Origin of the sequence: Acidovorax sp. CF316 (assembly GCF_000276605.1) — a bacterium.
Classification (GTDB): Bacteria; Pseudomonadota; Gammaproteobacteria; order Burkholderiales; family Burkholderiaceae_C; genus Acidovorax.
Window position 1 is genome coordinate 1 of record NZ_AKJX01000024.1, and the last position, 14,967, is coordinate 14,967.

A 14,967-nucleotide genomic window follows, 5' to 3' on the forward strand; every position below is an offset into this window, starting at 1 on the left:
CCAGCCGGCACCGGCGGCGGCCACAAGGGCCCACAACAGCAATCCTGCGAAGCGGTGATGCCATGCCTTGGTCATGGGGCGGATTCTGGCACGTGTGGGGTCTGGTGTAATCGGGCACCGCCCCACCCGCCATGCCTGCTGCCGCTCCCTCTCTCCATCCCTGGTTCACGCCACGCAACCTGCTCTGGGCGTCGGTGGGCGTGGCGCTGGTCACCATCGCGCTCAAGACGGCCGCCTGGTACGTGACCGGCTCGGTCGGCCTGCTGTCGGATGCCATGGAGTCCTTCGTCAACCTGGCCAGCGCGGTCTTCGCGCTGGCCATGGTCACCATTGCCCAGCTGCCGGCGGACGAGAACCACCCCTACGGCCACCACAAGGCCGAGTACTTCTCCTCGGGCTTCGAGGGCATCCTCATCGTCGGCGTGTCGCTGGGCATCCTCTGGGCCGCCGGGCACCGCTTGTTCGCGCCGCAGCCCATCGAGCAGGTAGGCTGGGGCCTGGCGCTCTCGGTGGCGAGTTCGGTCCTCAACGGCGTGCTGGCCTGGCTCATGCTGCGCTCATCGCGCGTGCACCAGTCGATCGCGCTGGAGGCCGATGCGCGGCACCTCTTCACCGACGTCTGGACCTCGGCCGGCGTGCTCGTGGGCATCGCGGGCGCGGCGATCACGGGATGGCTCTGGCTCGATGCCCTGGCCGCCATCGCGGTGGCGCTCAATATCCTGCGCGAGGGGGTGTCGCTGGTCTGGCGGTCCTCGCAGGGCCTGATGGACGAAGCCGTGGAGCCCGAGGTCCAGGCCACCATCGAGGCCACGCTGCGGCAATTCGTGGTGGCCCAGGCGCCTGGTGCCCTGCGCTTCGATCATGTCTCCACGCGGCGCGCGGGCCAGCGCCAGTTCGTCGGCCTGCACCTGCATGTGCCCGGCAGCTGGACGCTGGGCCAGGCGGCCCAGCTGCGCGGCCAGGTGGAACAGGCACTGGTGTCTGCCGTGCCCGGCCTGCGTGCCACCATCGAGTTGCTGCCCACCGACGTGGAAGCCCTTTTCCATGAACCCGAACCCAAGGAAGTGACGACGTGATCAGTGTGATTCAGCGTGTGCGCGAGGCGCGCGTGGACGTGGAGGGCCAGACCGTGGGCGCCATCGGCCACGGCCTGCTGGTGCTGGTGTGTGCCGAGCGCGGCGATACCGAAGCCGAGGCCGACAAATTGCTGGCCAAGCTGCTCAAGCTGCGCATCTTCGGCGACGATGCCGGCAAGATGAACCGCAGCGTTCAGGATGTGGCGGGCGGCCTGCTGCTGGTGAGCCAGTTCACATTGGCCGCCGACACCACGGGTGGCAACCGCCCGAGCTTCACCCAGGCCGCCGCGCCCGACGAAGGCCGCCGCCTGTTCGACTATGTGGTGCAGCAGGCGCGTGCCCTGCACCCGGAGGTGGCCACCGGCCGCTTCGCGACCGAGATGCAGGTGCACCTCGTCAACGACGGGCCAATCACCATACCGCTGCGCATCGCGCCAGCAGCGCCCGCCGCGTAGGCTGGGTCAGGCGCCTACCAGTTTCTGGAACGAGCCGAGAACGGCCGGGCCGTTGAAGGGCTTGACGATCCAGCCACGGATGCCGGCGGCCTTGCCGCGCTCCTTCATGGCGGGCGAATTCTCGGTGGTCAGCATCACAATGTTGACGCCGGTGTTCTTGAGCTCGCTGCGCACCTTCTCGGCCATGGTCAGGCCGTCCATGTGGGGCATGTTCACGTCGCAGACCACGAGCTTGATGCGTGAATCCTGTTGCAGCTTGGTCAGGCCGTCGCGGCCGTCCACCGCGAAGGCGATGTCGAAGCCGTTCTTGCCCAGGAAGCCGCCGACTTCGTTGCGCACGGTGCTGGAGTCGTCGACGACGAGGATGTTGGCCATGGTGGTGTCCTTGAGAAGAGAAAGAAGTCAGAAGAATTCCAGCTCGCCCGCGATCTCTTGCACCTCGGGCGCCCGCCAGTGGAAGTCCAGGGGGGTGTAGGCCCGGGCGCACATCGTGGCGTACAGCGGCAGGCCGGGGAGCATGTCGATCTCGAAATGCTGCAGGTGGTCGGTGCCGATCTGCGCCATGTGCGGCAGGCTGCGGATGTCCAGGATCTGCGGGGTCGACAGGCCCAGGCAGTCGTGGAAGGCGCCCAGCTCGCGGTTCATCGCGCCGCAGCACATGTTGCCGATCTCGCAGATGGCGTCGATGAACTGCTGCGGACCCAGTTCACCCTCGTCCTGTCCGGTCACTCCTGCAATCCATTCGCGCGTGCGCGCATCGTGAACGAAGTGCAGCGCCGCGATGATGCGAAACGAGTAGGAGGCGATCGACAGCACTGCCATGTGCGTGAGCGACCCCTGCGCCACCTCCGGCACGGTGCGGATCTGCGCTTGCGGCTGCTGCTGCGCCATGCTCTGGCGCAGGCCCTCGATCATCATCCGGTCCAGGCTGTCCCTGGCGCGTTGGCTCACGGTCATGGGATCGGCATCAGGCGCACAGGGCGGCCTGGATCTTGCGGTTGGTCAGCTCCAGGCCCATGGACGCATTGATGATCATCTTGCCGCCCGCTTGCATGTCCTGGAAGGTGGTGGTGGCGATCAGGTCGTTCTTGTAGAGGTTGTCCCGGTAGTGCTTGGCCAAGGCCTCGGCGTTGACCGACAGGGCGCGCATTTCATTGGCCACCACGGCGAATCCACGCCCTGCGGCGCCTGCGCGCGCCGCCTCGATCGAGGCGTTGAGCGCCACGATCACCATCTGGCGCACGATGCGTGCGAACTCGTCGTTCTTCTCGTGCATGTCCTTGTTGTGGGCCACCAGCTTGCTCATGTCGGCATGCCAGCGCTCGAAGGTCTTGCTGATGCCCTGCAACTCGGCCAGGGCCTTGGCCAGGGTCTGGCTGTGGCCCATGGCACCTTGCACCACGGCCTGCGCCTGCTGGCCGGCACTGTGCTCGATCAGGCGCTGCTCCTGCGCCCACTGCCCGGTGGCTTCCTGCATCTGGGCCTGGGCCTGCTGCAGCGCGTCGTGCAGCAGATCGACCTGGGACTGGAGGCGGGCGTTCTCGCTCTCCACCTCCCATTGCGCATCCCTGCCGACGTCCTCGGTCTGCAAGGCTGCCTTGCGCAGCGTGCGGCCACACAGCCACCAGCCGGCCACGGCGCCCAGGGCGCAGCCGCACAGAAGAATCAGTGCCTCCATCATTGCGCTTCCTTCTCGGCGCGCTCGGCCGGGGCGCGGCGTGCCACGCCGTACTGGGCGGGCAGGTGGATCACGGTCTGGAAGGGTGCGTGGCCCGCAGAGGCCCCGCCCGGCAGGAGTTCCAGCCCGATGCTGCCGCCCACGGATTCGATGAAGGCCTTCACTGCGTCCATGCCCACGCCGCGTCCCGAGATGGCAGTCACCTCGCTGGCCGTGGAGAAGCCGGGCGCAAAGATCAGCTGCGCCGTCTCGGCTGGCGCCAGGGCGCAGTCTTCCGGCACCAGGCCCGATGCGATGGCCTTGGCGCGGATGCGGTCCAGGTTCAGGCCCCGTCCGTCATCGGACAGCCGCAGCGTGATCTGGCCAGCCGCCTGGCGCAGTGCGATCTCGATCCTGCCCTGGGACGGCTTTCCGTGCGCGGCGCGTTCCTGAGCGGCTTCGATGCCATGGTCGAGCGCATTGCGCAGCAGGTGCATGAAGGTGTTGCGCAGCACGTCGGTCACCTGGGCGCGCAGCGCGACGCCGCCATCGGTGATGACGACCCTGGGCGCTTCCTTGCCCAGCTCCTGCGCCAGGTCGGGCAGCGAGGCCACCACCGTCTCCAGCACGTCGTGCAGTGTGTGGGTGCCCAGCAGTTGCAGGGCATGCTGCACCTGTTCCAGCAGGGCGCGCGTGGCATGCAGGTCGCTGCTGTCGTGCAGGGCACTGCCCGCCGCGTGCAGCAGTTCGTCGATGCGCTCGCGCGGCACCATCAGGTACTTCTCCACGCTGCCGCGGCGCCCCGGGCCCTTGCGGCCCAGTTTGGTGTCGTTGATGTGCGCGTAGGTCTCCAGCGATGCACGCACCGCCTGCAGCTCGGCACCCAGCGCTGCGCCGTCCCAGCCCGACAACTCCTGTCGCAGTGCGTCGTAGCGCTGCTCGGCCGCGTGTGCCACGTCGGCCAGCTGCAGCAGGCCGTAGGTCCGGGCATTGCCCTTGATGGTGTGCATGTTGCGAAACAGCTCTGCCACGGCACCTGCTCGGGCCGTTGCATCGGCGGTCGCGTCGTCCAGCAGGCGCTGGTTGTGCAGCACGAAGGAGGCCGAGCTGTCCACGAAGTCGTGGAACTTCTCCTGCTGAACGGCGAGGACCTCGCCGATCATCGCCAGCTCCTGCTTCTGTGCCTGGGCAGCGCGTGCCAGCTCACGCAGTTCGGTCACGTCGCGCACGCACAGCATCAGCCGCTCGATGCTGCCGTCGGCCGAGGCGATGGGCGACCAGGTGAGGTCCAGCACCTTGGATTCGCCGCCTGCGAACCTCGCGCTCACCTCGCCGGGCAGCAGGTGGGCATTGAACTCGAAGTTCATTTCGTCTTCGCCGATGCAGGCGTCGATGGCAGTGGTGGCCTGCGCCAGCGCATCGGCGCCCAGGTCGGTGTGGTTCAGCAGCACATCGCCCACGCTGCGCCCGGCAATCTCGCGGGTCTCGACGATGCTGGCCAGGTGGTCCGAGTACTCGGGGTGGACCACACCGCCGGCCTGCAGCGTCAGGATGCCCTGCGGGATGGTGTGCAGCATGACCTGGATGTCGGCCGTCTTGCGGCGCACGAGTTCGGTGCTTTCCTGGATCTTTTCCACCATCAGGTTGAAGGCCGTGAGCGAACGCCCGATCTCGTCCATGCGCGCCACGGGCACGCGGTGCGAGAAGTCCTGGCTGGTGGCGATCTCGGTCATCTTGCGCTCCATCTCGCCGATGGGGCGCACGATCTGGCGGTACAGCAGCAGGCCGATGCCGCCCATGGCCAGGACGGCGAGGACCGTGATGGCGCTCAGCGTCGTCGTGGTCTGGGTCAGGTTGGCGTTCAGCGAGGCAATGGCCTGGTCCTTGCCGCGGCGCTTTTCCACCTGCACGGCCTCGATCATCTGGCCCTGCTCGCGCAGGTACTGGTCCACGGTGGCGGCCATGGTGGCCTCGGCGGCTTCCTGCTGGCCTGCCAGCTTGAACTTGGCGGTGTCGTCGATGGCCTGGAAGTAGTTCTCCAGGCTCATCTCGGCCTCCTTGATCAGGCCGCGCTGGGCATCGCTGTCGGCCTGGCGCATCTGCGAAGCCAGGGCTTGCTTGAGTTCGCTCTTGCGCGAGCTCAAGGCCTCATAGGTGGTCTTGGCGCTCTCTTCATCGGGCGCGGACACCATGGCCATCGTGGCGATGTGCACGTCCTTGAGCTGGCCCATCATCTCCACCGACTGGATGGTGCTGGGCACGACCCCTTCGGTCACGGCCTTCACCTGCTGGGCGCTACGGGACGACTGGTAGAGCGCATAGCCACCGATGGCGCACAGCGCCAGGAAGGTGAGGACGATGAGCAGGGTGATGCGCAGGCGAACGGTCATGGGAGGGACTGGCTGCTGAACCAATGTAACAATTTGATTCAACTGTCGGCGCTGCGCGTTGCGCCTTCATGACAGTGCCCCCGGGGAGCCGAGGGGCAAGGTGCATCCGCCGTGTGCAAGGCCTGCGTTTCGTGACTGAACCCAGGTCGCTACTGCAGCGTGAATGCCAGTGCGATGGGAAGGAACACCAGGGCGCCCAGATTGCCGATGAGCACCATCGAGGCCACCTTGTCGGGCTCCTGCCGGTATCGCTCGGCGAGGATGAAGTTGATCACTGCAGGTGGCAGGGCTCCGAACACCAGCAGCAAGCCCTGCTCGCGCGGCGCCAGGCCCATGCCCCAGGCCACGGCCCAGGCGATCGCCATGCCGGCCACCGGGCGCAGCACGGCACCGAAGAGGCCGAAGCCGATGGACTGGATGCGCGAGTCCGCCATGCGCACCCCCAACGCGAACAGCATCAGCGGGATGGAGATGTCGCCTACCATGCGGATGGCCGTGAGCAGAGGGGGCCACAGCTCCCAACCCGCCAGGCCCACCACCAGCCCCGCGATGGCCGCGAGGTTGGGGGGAGATGCCCACACCGTGCGCAGTCGTGCCTGGTGGTCCAACAGCCAGATGCCGAAAGAGAACTGCAGCGCGTTGGAGACGATGAACATCGCCACCGCCGGGGCCAGCGCGTCCTGGCCAAAGGCCAACACCGCCAGCGGCAGGCCCAGGTTGCCGCAGTTGTTGAACATCATCGGCGGCACCAGCGTCTTGGGGTCCCAATGCAGTGCGCGCGCCACCAGCCATCCCACCACGCCGGTGCCCACCATCAGCAACAGCGTGGCCGCCAGCAGCGAGAGGTGGTCCTGGGCGCGGAAATCCTTGCTGGCGATGGCCCCGAACACCAGGGCTGGCGCGAACACCGCCAGGTTGAGTTCGTTGGTCGTGCTCAGGTTGGGCTTCAGGCGCCGCCCGACGGCATAGCCCAGGGTGGCAATGGCGAACAGTGGGAACAGGATGGAGAGGATGCGCAGCAGCATGGGTACGTAGAGAAAAGCCCTTTGAGCTTAAGGCACTGTGCCCTGCCGGTGCCCCGTGTTCACTGCCGCCAGAAGAACACACCTGCCATCACCAGCCCTGTGGCCACAATGCCGCCGCGCAGCCACTGTGCGGGAATGTGCCGTGCCACGCGCGCCCCGCCATAGCCCCCGGCCGTGGCGGCGAGCATCATCACCAGGGCCTGAGGCCACAGCACCATGCCGCCAGCGGCATAGATGGCCACGGCAATCGCCGTGAGCAACGCCGAGACCCAGTTCTTGAGCCCGTTCATGGCATGCAGGCTCGTCTGCCCCAGCAGGCCGAACAAGGCCAGCAGAAGAATACCCAGGCCGCCGTTGAAGTAGCCGCCGTAAGCCGCCACGGCCAGCACGCCCGCGACGGCCTTGGGGGTGGAGGGTGCACCGCCCGCCAGGCGCTGCCGCAGCCAGGGGCCGAAGGCGAACAGCGCGGTGGCGGCCAGCAGCAGCCAGGGCACCACGCGGCGGAAGGTGGCCTCGGGCGTCACCAGCAGCAGGGCCGCGCCGGCGGCGCCGCCGGCCAGGGACAGCGCCACCAGCAGCCGCATCGACAGGCCCGGCGGCGGGGCCGTGTCTTCGCGGAATCCCCAGGCCCCGGCCAGGTAGCCCGGCAGCAGCGCCACGGTGCCCGTGGCATTGGCCACCACGGGCGGCACGCCCGTGAACACCAGGGCTGGCAGGGTCAGGAAGCTGCCGCCCCCGGCAACGGCGTTGAGGGCGCCGGCCACGAAGGCGGCGGTGAGCAGCAGGGCGGTTTCGAACATGGGGCTTTCACATCGTGGAGAAGCCGGTCTGGGGCCGGCGCGCCGCGCATCTTAGGTGCGGGCGGCAGGCTTTTTGGGGCGACGGTGCCTTCCAATGCGGACCGGCTTGGGCCGTGCCCGCTGGGAAATAAGGCCGGGAGGGCGCGCCAGTGCTGGGAATGGCGATGCCATGGCGCATGGCCGTGCCTGCACTGGGTAAAAGGTGTTTTGCGTTAAAAACAGCGCTGGCCGGGCATCGCCGGCGCTACCCGGCCCCCTTTTGCCAAGAGTCCATGCGCACCATCCATTTCATCAGCCACCCCGACGTGGTGATCAGCCCCCAGATGCCGATCACGCGCTGGCCCCTGTCCGGGCGCGGGCGGGCGCGCATGGCAGCGGCCCTGTCGCAGCCCTGGGTGCCTGACGTCTCGGCCGTGTACTGCAGCACCGAGCAAAAAGCCATCGATGGCGCGGCCATCCTGGCGGCCCACTGCGGACTGGCGTTCGCGCCGATGGCCGAACTGGGCGAGAACGACCGCTCCGCCACCGGCTACCTGCCCCTGGCGGAATTCGAGTCCGTGGCCGATGTGTTCTTTGCGCAGCCGGGCGAATCGGTGCGCGGTTGGGAAACGGCCGCCGATGCGCAGGCCCGGATCGTTGCGGCCGTGGCCACCATCGCGGCCAGGGACACCACGGCGGGCGACATTGCCATCGTCTCGCACGGGGCAGTCGGCTCCTTGCTGTACTGCCATCTCACGGGCCATCCCATCTCGCGGCGCTGGGACCAGCCTGCCAACGGCGGTGGCAACTACTTCACTGTCCAGTGGGGTTCGCAGCCACGCGCACTGTCGTGGTGGCAGCCGGTGGACGCAGCTTCCTAGCGCTTGCGCGCCTTCGCCTTATGGGGTGCGACGGGCTTGGCGTCGTAGGGATCGGCAAAGCCCAGCTCCTGAAGGATGGCCGTCTCGTAGGCCTCCATCTCGTCGGCATCGGCCGCGCTGGTCTCGTGGTCCCAGCCCTGGGCGTGCAGCGCGCCGTGCACCAGCATGTGGGCGTAGTGCTCTTCCAGGCTCTTGTTCTGCTCTTTCGCCTCGCGTTCGATCACCGGGGCGCACAGCACCAGGTCGGCTGTGACCACGGGCTCCTGCGTGTAGTCGAAGGTCAGCACATTGGTCGCATAGTCCTTGTGGCGGTAGTCCTGGTTGAGCTGGCGCCCCTCCTCGGCATCCACGATGCGCACGGTGATCTCGGCGTCGGTGGCCAGGGCGTGGCGTATCCAGCGCGTGACCTTGTGGCGCGGCAGCACGGCGCGGTGGGCAGCGGCGCTGTCGAAACGGCCGAACTGCAGCGAGAGGGAGAGTTGGTTCAGGGACATGGGGTGGGGTGTCTTGTGGGGGGGCCTGCTGCTCACGCGCGGTTGCGAGCAGTCGCAGCGCGGCGGGGCGCGTCGTAGGCGTCCACGATGCGCGCCACGAGCGGGTGGCGCACCACGTCGGCGCTGGTGAAGTGGGTGACGGCGATGCCCTTGACGCGCTTGAGCACGCGCTCGGCATCGACCAGGCCGCTCATCGCGCCCTTGGGCAGGTCGATCTGGCTCACGTCGCCGGTGACCACGGCGCGCGAGCCGAAGCCGATGCGCGTGAGGAACATCTTCATCTGCTCGGGCGTGGTGTTCTGGGCTTCGTCCAGGATCACGAAGGCGTTGTTCAGCGTGCGCCCGCGCATGAAGGCCAGCGGCGCGATCTCGATGGCGTTGCGCTCGAAGGCCTTTTGCACCTTGTCGGTGCCCATCAGCTCGTAGAGCGCGTCGTACAGCGGGCGCAGGTAGGGGTCCACCTTCTGTGCCAGGTCGCCGGGCAGAAAGCCCAGGCGCTCGCCGGCTTCCACCGCCGGGCGGGTCAGCACGATGCGCTGCACATTGCTGCGCTCCAGTGCATCCACCGCGCAGGCCACGGCCAGGTAGGTCTTGCCGGTGCCGGCCGGGCCGATGCCGAAGGTGATGTCGTGCGTGGCGATGTTCTGCAGGTACAGGTTCTGCGTGGGCGTGCGCCCGCGCAGGTCGGGGCGGCGCGTGTTGAGCACGATGGCGTCGTCCGGCGCCTCCAGCAGCTCGCTGTCACCCGCCAGCATGAGCTGGATGTGGTCTTCGGGGATCGGGCGCTCGGCCATCTCGTACAGCGCCTGCAGCAGCTCCATGGCCTGGGTGGCCTTGGCCTTGGGGCCATCTACCTTGAATTGCTCGTGCCGGTGCGCAATGCTCACCTGCAGCGCCACCTCGATGGTGCGCAGGTGCGCATCGGCCGGGCCGCACAGGTGCGTGAGCCGGGTGTTGTTGTGGGGAGTGAAGGTGTGGCGCAGGATCACGCTGATAATTCCCGTCAGGCAATGGAAAAGAACGCAAGAGCGACGGCGCTGCTTGTCACGCCAGCGACGGCAAAGGACATCAATGATAGGCAAATTGACCGGCACCCTGCTGGAGAAGAATCCCCCCGAGGTGCTTTTGGACTGCCACGGGGTGGGCTACGAGGTGAATGTGCCCATGAGCACCTTCTACAACCTGCCCTCCGTGGGAGAGCGCGTGAGCCTGCTCACGCAGTTCATCGTGCGCGAAGATGCGCAGCTGCTGTACGGCTTTGCCACGGCCGAGGAGCGCCAGGCCTTTCGCGAGCTGATCAAGATCTCGGGCGTGGGCCCGCGCACGGCGCTGTCCATCCTGAGCGGCATGGGCGTAGGCGACCTGGCCCAGGCCATCACGCTGCAGGAGGCGGGGCGCCTGGTCAAGGTGCCCGGCATCGGCAAGAAGACCGCCGAGCGCCTGCTGCTGGAGCTCAAGGGCAAGCTGGGTGCCGACATGGGCGGCGCGCACAGCCACGCCACCAGCGACGCGCAGGCCGACATCCTGCAGGCGCTGCTGGCCCTGGGTTACAACGACAAGGAAGCGGCCGCTGCATTGAAGGCGCTGCCGGCCGACGTGGGCGTGAGCGACGGCATCAAGCTGGCGCTCAAATCGCTGGCCAAATAGTTACTGGGCTTCGCGCACCAGGCGGCCGTTGGTGGCCTGCACGGGGCGCGCGTTCGGGGGCGACACGCGCTGCAGCAGGCGCAGCTGTTCGAGCCCCACGCTCACCGGGGTCTTCATCACGATGCGCAGCACGCCCTCGGTGCAGGGTGGGGTGCTCAGGGAGCCTGCGTACTGGTAGTAGCGCCGGTCCTGCGGCAGCAGCTCGCCCACCGAGAGCACCGGCTGCGGCAGGCGCACGCGGTCCTGGGCATCCAGCGGCATGTGCGTCCAGATGCGGGTGATGAAGGCATTGGGGCTGCCCAACTGCATGGGCACGCTCACCACGGCCATCTGGCCGCTCGGGCCCTGGTATACCAGTTCGGTGGCCATGGGGTAGTTCTGCAGGTGCACACGCTCCTCCGCCGGGTGGCGGAACTGCAGGCGCACCAGGCGCCAGGGGGCTCCGCGCAGGGGCAGGATGCTGGCGCCTTCCACCTCCAGCGCCAGGCCGTGCCCGGTGTCCCCTACCGTGCCGCCGAAGAACTGGTTGCCGAAGGGCAAGGGGTCGGCCGGGCCGAGCGCCACGTCCTGGTTCGTGATGTGGATCGGCGATTGCCGCGTGCCCTGGCTGCAGGCCGAAAAATCCGGGTGCAGGCTGCCCCAGGCCTGTGGTCCCTTGTCGCCGCTGGCATGGTCCCAGCGCACCGTGCGCGGGTCGGCGGGCGGTGGCGCGGGGGCTGGCGGCGCGGCGGCTGCCAGTTCGGCCGCCCGCGACTGGATGTAGCGGCGGCTGGCACCGGGGTCTTGGGCAGGCTGCCGGGGCGGTGCCGGTGGGGCCGCTTCGGCCTTGGCGGGCCTGTGCGGGCGTTCGGGCGGTATGCGCACTTGCACGCTGGGCAGGGGTTCGGCCTTCCTGCGCGCGCCCGGCGTGGCGGGGGCGTCATTCCTGGCCTTGGCGCGCTGGATGGCCTCGTCGATCCGGGTGGCCAGGGTGGCCTTGTCCTGCGGGTTCTCGATGCGGATGGTGCCGCTGGCGGCCCGGGAAGGCGGGGGCGGCGTGGTCTGGGCGGTCGCGTCAAAGGCGGCGCCGCCGCAGATGGCCAGCGCGGCCAGCAGGGGCAGCGGCCTTGGCAGGCGGGTGGGCGCGGGCATCATCTGTTTCATGGTGTGCGTCATGTATCGGCACAGTACCCACTTACTTTACCCCTGCGGCGTCGCCCGGGCGATATAGTTCCTGTCGGCCCGCCCGCGCGGGCATTCGACCCCGGACAAAACCACCGTGACCATCCAGACCGACGACTTTGCCCCCGTACCGCCGCCCAAGCGCGTAGTGTCCGCCGCGCCCGCCTCCCCCCAGGAAGAGGCCATCGAGCGCGCCCTGCGCCCCAAGCTGCTGCAGGAGTACGTGGGCCAGGCCAAGGCGCGCGAGCAGCTGGAGATCTTCATCGGCGCGGCGCGCAAGCGCGGGGAGGCGCTGGACCACGTGCTGCTGTTCGGCCCACCCGGCCTGGGCAAGACCACGCTGAGCCACATCATCGCGGCCGAGCTCGGGGTGAACCTGCGCCAGACCAGCGGCCCGGTGCTCGAAAAGCCCAAGGACCTGGCCGCGCTGCTGACCAACCTGGAAAAGAACGACGTCCTTTTCATCGACGAGATCCACCGCCTGTCGCCCGTGGTCGAGGAAATCCTCTACCCCGCGCTGGAGGACTACCAGATCGACATCATGATCGGCGAAGGGCCGGCGGCGCGCAGCATCAAGCTCGACCTGCAGCCCTTCACCCTGGTGGGGGCCACCACGCGCGCCGGCATGCTCACCAACCCGCTGCGCGACCGCTTCGGCATCGTTGCGCGGCTGGAGTTCTACACCGCGCAGGAGCTGGCGCGCATCGTGCAGCGCAGCGCCGGCCTGCTCAATGCGCCCATGGACGAGGCCGGCGGCTTCGAGATCGCGCGCCGCTCGCGCGGCACGCCGCGCATCGCCAACCGCCTGCTGCGCCGCGTGCGCGACTATGCCGATGTCAAGGGCGATGGCCGCATCACCCTCGATATCGCCAACCGCGCCCTGGCCATGCTCGACGTGGACCCGCAGGGCTTTGACGTGATGGACCGCAAGCTGCTCGAGGCCGTGGTGCACCGCTTTGACGGCGGCCCCGTGGGCCTGGACAACATTGCCGCCAGCATCGGTGAGGAGGCGGGCACCATCGAGGACGTGATCGAGCCCTACCTGATCCAGCAGGGCTTCTTGCAGCGCACCACGCGCGGCCGCGTGGCCACGCTGGCCGCCTACCGGCACCTGGGCGTGACGCCGCCCAAGACCGGCGGGCAGGACCTGTTCGAAAGCTGAAGGCCGGCGGGGGCTGTTCGTCCATGGCACGCTCCAGCAAACGCCGCAAGCAGCTGCGCGAAAGCGCCACCAAGGCGGCGCCCGCGCGCCGGAGCCCTGGGATGACCTGGACGCCGGCCTTGCGGGCCCTGTGGGATGCCCTCGCGCCAGGGCGCAGGTACATGGGTTCCGGCGGCCTGGCCCTGGTCGTGGGCACCATGCTGCTCTACGGATTGGGCGGGATGGTCTATGGCCAGCTCACGGTGTTCATGTTCGAGGGCTTCGAGGACCTGCCCGGCTGGGTGGCTGTGGGGGGCACGGCCAGCGCGTGGTGCCTGGCGGCAGCGTGGTCCAGCTACCTGGCGGGGCGCCACTGGCCCGCCATGGCGTCCGAGCGTTGCCAACGCTGGCGGCTAAGGGCCTACGCGGCCACGGCCGTGCTGGCGGGTATCACCTTGCTGCTGTGGCTGCTGAGCGCGCCGGGCATGTGGGGCGCCCTGGGGGCCTGGCCCGGGTTGGCGCCGCAATCCGAGTGGCTGCTGGCCCCGCTGCCCTGGGCATGGGAATGGGTGCTGCCTCTGGCGCGCGATGACCTGCCGCCCTGGTGGACGGGCACGGCCGTGGTGGTGGGCGGTCTGTCGGCATGGTTCTTCTTTGTGGGGCACCGACCGCGCGCCGGGCTGGCCTGCATGGGCCTGGCGCTGATGTTCGTCGGCATGTGGGCGCTGGGCGGCGCGGTCTACCACTACGTGGCGGGCCGGGGGCTCGCCGGGGTGCTCGAAGAGGTGGCGGCGCTGAACCTGCAGTCCCACCCGGGCCAGCGCAATGCCGATACCTTCCTGTGGTTGCTGATGGCCTGGTTCCTGCTGGCCCTGGGGGCCTTGCTCATGGCCTGGGCGTCGCATATCCCGTCGGCGGCACTGCAGCGCTCGCAGCAGGACCTTCCTCGCTGACCGGGTTGCGGCGGGGGCCGCCGGCCCCGTCCAGCATGCCAGCCACGATCAGCACCTGCGCGATGTAGTAGGTGGCCAGCACCCACAGCTGGGCCAGCGGCAGGGGCTGCACAAAGCGGTTGGTGGCCAGCGTGGCATCGCTGAGCATGAAGAAGCCCGCGCCGATGGCGACCAGCCAGGCCCCGCGCCCGCCGAGCACGGAGGCACGACCAATGGCCTGGGCGGCCATGAGCGCGATCACCAGCACATAAGCCGCCACGGGCCCGCGCAGGGCCACCGGCAGGCCACCGAGCCACAGGAAGGCATACATGCCCACGCCGATGGCCAGCGTGGCCAGCAGCGCGCCGCGCCGCGCGAACCACGGCACGCCCTTGCGGAACAGCACGATGTAGCACAGGTGGGCGAGCAGAAAGCTCACCAGCCCGGGGATGAAGAAGCCGCCGAACATCAGGAACACATCACCCGCGAGCGAGCCGGCCAGCGCGGCGATGAGCCAGCGGCCCTCGGCCCGGTCGAGTCCGCCACCCGGGGCGGCTGCGCGCAGATGCCCGGCGACCACGGCGATGGCGATCACCATGGTCAGCGGCTTGAAGAGCCAGTGCCATTCCTGCAGCCCGAGCACGCTGGTGGCCGTGGCCAGCGCCGCCGATTCGATCACGAGCGCCATCCCCATGCCGATGCGCCCCTGTACCGCTGCACCCAGTGCCCACTGCGTGGCCAGCAGCGTGGTGAACCAGACCGCGTTGTCCACCAGCGGCGCTGTATCGGCCTGCCACAGAAAGGCGGCCACGCCTGCCAGCATCAGCGCGAACTGCACGCCCGCAAACCATTGCAGCGCGCGCGACATGGGCGGGTGGTACAGCGGCACCTGGGCGATGTCGAAGGCCGGCTTGGGGAAACGCTCGGCCACGTCGGCCGGGCGCCAGCCCGGGGGCTTGATCCAGACCCGGAGCTTGTCGAGCCAGTTGCGTGCATGCCAGCTGTCGTGCGCCAGGCCCGCGTACACCTGGGCATTGGCCCACAGCGGGTCCCAGCTGTTGAGCAGGCCACGCGTGCCGTAGACGCACTTCTCCCGGTCATCCTCGTCCTTGAAGGTGCCGAACATCCGGTCCCACAGGACCAGGATGCCGCCGTAGTTCTTGTCCAGGTAGACGTCGTTCACCGCATGGTGCACGCGGTGGTTGCTGGGGCTGCAGAACCAGCGGTCGAACCATCCCAGGCGCCCCACCTGCTCGGTGTGCACCCAGAACTGGTAGAGCAGGTCCACCAGCGCCACGATGGCAAACACCAGCGGCGGCACGCCCGCCA

Annotated in this window: 16 protein-coding genes; 6 read left to right on the forward strand and 10 right to left on the reverse strand. The window is 68.7% G+C overall.

All coding sequences use genetic code 11. The features are described 5' to 3' along the window. Positions 1 to 131 precede the first annotated feature (131 nt). Both PMI14_RS03245 and dtd read left to right on the forward strand, forming a co-directional pair. Positions 132 to 1,076 (forward strand): cation diffusion facilitator family transporter, encoded by a 945-nt coding sequence (locus PMI14_RS03245; protein ID WP_007849511.1) that lies wholly within the window; start codon positions 132 to 134, stop codon positions 1,074 to 1,076. Next, positions 1,073 to 1,531, forward strand: a complete 459-nt coding sequence (gene dtd, locus PMI14_RS03250; RefSeq protein ID WP_007849513.1) for a D-aminoacyl-tRNA deacylase — start codon at positions 1,073 to 1,075, stop codon at positions 1,529 to 1,531. The genes PMI14_RS03245 and dtd overlap by 4 nt, the downstream gene beginning before the upstream one ends. 6 nt (positions 1,532 to 1,537) lie before the next feature. On the opposite strand, the gene PMI14_RS03255 is transcribed toward dtd, so the two are convergent. The 6 genes from PMI14_RS03255 to PMI14_RS03280 form a co-directional block, all read right to left on the reverse strand. Next, a complete protein-coding gene (locus PMI14_RS03255) occupies positions 1,538 to 1,906 on the reverse strand; it encodes a response regulator (RefSeq protein ID WP_007849516.1) in 369 nt (122 codons plus the stop codon). A 27-nt stretch (positions 1,907 to 1,933) separates the two neighbouring features. Then, the gene (locus PMI14_RS03260; RefSeq protein WP_007849520.1) at positions 1,934 to 2,488 is read right to left on the reverse strand and encodes a hypothetical protein; all 555 of its coding nucleotides are present in this window, start codon (positions 2,486 to 2,488) and stop codon (positions 1,934 to 1,936) included. Between the two features lie 10 nt (positions 2,489 to 2,498). After that, on the reverse strand, positions 2,499 to 3,212 hold the full coding sequence (locus PMI14_RS35835) for a methyl-accepting chemotaxis protein (RefSeq protein ID WP_007849522.1): 714 nt from the start codon (positions 3,210 to 3,212) through the stop codon (positions 2,499 to 2,501). After that, positions 3,209 to 5,578 carry an ATP-binding protein gene (locus PMI14_RS03270; protein ID WP_007849525.1) on the reverse strand — a complete coding sequence of 790 codons (2,370 nt, stop codon included), beginning with the start codon at positions 5,576 to 5,578 and terminating at the stop codon, positions 3,209 to 3,211. Before PMI14_RS03270 ends, PMI14_RS35835 begins: the two co-directional genes overlap by 4 nt. Before the next feature lie 149 nt (positions 5,579 to 5,727). After that, positions 5,728 to 6,603 carry an AEC family transporter gene (locus PMI14_RS03275; RefSeq protein ID WP_007849528.1) on the reverse strand — a complete coding sequence of 292 codons (876 nt, stop codon included), beginning with the start codon at positions 6,601 to 6,603 and terminating at the stop codon, positions 5,728 to 5,730. Between the two features lie 59 nt (positions 6,604 to 6,662). After that, positions 6,663 to 7,403: a sulfite exporter TauE/SafE family protein gene (locus PMI14_RS03280; protein ID WP_007849530.1), complete on the reverse strand. Its 741-nt coding sequence runs from the start codon at positions 7,401 to 7,403 to the stop codon at positions 6,663 to 6,665. 272 nt (positions 7,404 to 7,675) lie between these two features. On the opposite strand from PMI14_RS03280, the gene PMI14_RS03285 reads away from it, so the two are divergent. Then, positions 7,676 to 8,263, forward strand: a complete 588-nt coding sequence (locus tag PMI14_RS03285; protein WP_007849534.1) for a histidine phosphatase family protein — start codon at positions 7,676 to 7,678, stop codon at positions 8,261 to 8,263. Here PMI14_RS03285 and ybeY read toward each other — a convergent pair. Both ybeY and PMI14_RS03295 read right to left on the reverse strand, forming a co-directional pair. Further along, the gene (gene ybeY, locus PMI14_RS03290; protein WP_007849537.1) at positions 8,260 to 8,757 is read right to left on the reverse strand and encodes an rRNA maturation RNase YbeY; all 498 of its coding nucleotides are present in this window, start codon (positions 8,755 to 8,757) and stop codon (positions 8,260 to 8,262) included. The two genes, PMI14_RS03285 and ybeY, sit on opposite strands and share 4 nt — an antisense overlap. Positions 8,758 to 8,789: 32 nt before the next feature. Further along, positions 8,790 to 9,746: a PhoH family protein gene (locus PMI14_RS03295; protein WP_007849540.1), complete on the reverse strand. Its 957-nt coding sequence runs from the start codon at positions 9,744 to 9,746 to the stop codon at positions 8,790 to 8,792. An 82-nt stretch (positions 9,747 to 9,828) separates the two neighbouring features. On the opposite strand from PMI14_RS03295, the gene ruvA reads away from it, so the two are divergent. Continuing rightward, the gene (gene ruvA, locus PMI14_RS03300) at positions 9,829 to 10,404 is read left to right on the forward strand and encodes a Holliday junction branch migration protein RuvA (protein WP_007849543.1); all 576 of its coding nucleotides are present in this window, start codon (positions 9,829 to 9,831) and stop codon (positions 10,402 to 10,404) included. Here ruvA and PMI14_RS03305 read toward each other — a convergent pair whose 3' ends face one another. Then, positions 10,405 to 11,547 carry a carbonic anhydrase family protein gene (locus PMI14_RS03305; protein ID WP_146187879.1) on the reverse strand — a complete coding sequence of 381 codons (1,143 nt, stop codon included), beginning with the start codon at positions 11,545 to 11,547 and terminating at the stop codon, positions 10,405 to 10,407. Between the two features lie 115 nt (positions 11,548 to 11,662). Here PMI14_RS03305 and ruvB point away from each other — a divergent pair, with 115 nt between their 5' ends. Both ruvB and PMI14_RS03315 read left to right on the forward strand, forming a co-directional pair. Beyond that, on the forward strand, positions 11,663 to 12,727 hold the full coding sequence (gene ruvB / locus PMI14_RS03310) for a Holliday junction branch migration DNA helicase RuvB (RefSeq protein ID WP_007849548.1): 1,065 nt from the start codon (positions 11,663 to 11,665) through the stop codon (positions 12,725 to 12,727). Between the two features lie 23 nt (positions 12,728 to 12,750). After that, the gene (locus PMI14_RS03315) at positions 12,751 to 13,659 is read left to right on the forward strand and encodes a hypothetical protein (protein WP_007849551.1); all 909 of its coding nucleotides are present in this window, start codon (positions 12,751 to 12,753) and stop codon (positions 13,657 to 13,659) included. On the opposite strand, the gene PMI14_RS03320 is transcribed toward PMI14_RS03315, so the two are convergent. Beyond that, positions 13,592 to 14,967, reverse strand: a 1,376-nt coding sequence (locus PMI14_RS03320; RefSeq protein ID WP_007849552.1) for a lysoplasmalogenase family protein, incomplete at its 5' end; no start/stop codon positions are given. The two genes, PMI14_RS03315 and PMI14_RS03320, sit on opposite strands and share 68 nt — an antisense overlap.